This is a genomic window from Streptococcus suis, assembly GCF_016743335.1.
GTDB classification, from domain to species: domain Bacteria; phylum Bacillota; class Bacilli; order Lactobacillales; family Streptococcaceae; genus Streptococcus; species Streptococcus suis_Y.
Window position 1 is genome coordinate 1 of the sequence record NZ_WCJE01000092.1, and the last position, 1,440, is coordinate 1,440.

General features: G+C 39.9%; 1 protein-coding gene. It reads right to left on the reverse strand.

From position 1 onward, the window contains the following. Positions 1 to 32: 32 nt before the first annotated feature. Positions 33 to 1,384 (reverse strand): IS3 family transposase gene (locus F9856_RS11950; protein ID WP_202106726.1). Its coding sequence is split into 2 segments (ribosomal slippage): positions 33 to 928 and positions 928 to 1,384, totalling 1,353 coding nucleotides; the frame shifts between segments, so codons are not numbered across the junction. Positions 1,385 to 1,440 lie beyond the last annotated feature (56 nt).

Here is a 1,440-nt window from a genome sequence, read left to right on the forward strand (position 1 = left end):
TGTACTGACCCCAAAAAGTTAGACAAAAAATATTATTGAAAGGATTTAGTTCTATACTGAACAGGACTAAGTCCTTTTAGTTTTGCTTTAATGCGTTTATTGTTGTAGTAAAAAATATACTCGGTGATGGCTTGCTCCAGTTGATCCAGAGACTTGAAATTTTTCTCAAATCCGTAAAACATTTCTGTTTTCAAGACACCAAAGAAGGATTCCATCATGCCATTATCTGTGCTGGTTCCCTTGCGAGACATGGAAGGACGTATGCCTTTACTTGCAAGAAAACGGTGATAGACTTCATGTTGGTATTGCCAACCTTGGTCACTATGGAGAATGGTATTTGGGTAAGTTTCCTCAGGGAAGACCTTCTCAAGCATGGTCTTGACTTGTATGAGGTTTGGAGAGCGGGATAAGGTAAAATCAATAATTTCACTATTATAGCCATCGAGAACAGGAGAAAGATAGAGTTTTTCAGCACAATTTGGTAGAGCGAACTCCGTCACATCTGTATAGCACTTCTCAAAAGGCTTAGACCCTTCAAAGGCTCTCTCAATGAGATTAGGAGCTTTCTTGCCCACATCGCCCTTGTAAGACTTGTATCTCTTGCATCTACGAATACGAGCAGTCAAACCTAACTCTTTCATCAGCCCTTGTACTTTCTTGTGGTTGACAGAAAATCCACGATTTCTTAGCTCAAGGTGAATGCGACGGTAGCCATAGTTTCCCTTATGTTCATCATAAATGGCTTGAATTTCAGCTTTTAAGTCCTTATCTTTATCTGGTTTGTCCAGTTGTTTGACTTGATAATGATAGGTAGAAGGAACTAATTGAGCAATCGTCAGCAGTAGATTTAGTCGGAATCCTTCTGCGACCATCTCTCTAACTGTCTGAGCCTTTCTTGTTCTCTGGCTTCGTCCCTTAAACGAAGCGCTCTCAACTTTTTTAGATAGGCATTCTCCGTTCTAAGCCGTTCATTTTCCTCCTGAAGTCGCTCTAACTCCGTCATCTCTTCCCAGGTTTTCTTTGGTTTACGCCCCATCTTTGGTGGCCTCCCTCTTGTTTTCTCAAGAATAGTATACCCGTTTTTCTTGTATTGTGCTATCCAGTTTGGGAGAGTTCCTCGGTTTGGCAAGGCGTAATCAAGTGAGACTGACAGACTCGACTGCTTCTGAAGAAGTACTTTATCAATCATTTCCTGCTTGAGTTCTGGAGGATAATAAGTGTTCTTACCTTTCTTGACAATGTTTATTCCATACCTATCAATCAGTCGAAGCATATATTGGATAACAGATTCTGAAATAGTAAATTGGTTTGACAAGTTCTTGATAGACTGACCACTTTGGCGTAGTTCATAGATTTCGATTTTGTCTTCATAGCTCAATTTCATAAAAATAGCACCCCAAATGTTAGATTTTTTCTGTCTAACTTTTGGGGTGCAGTTCA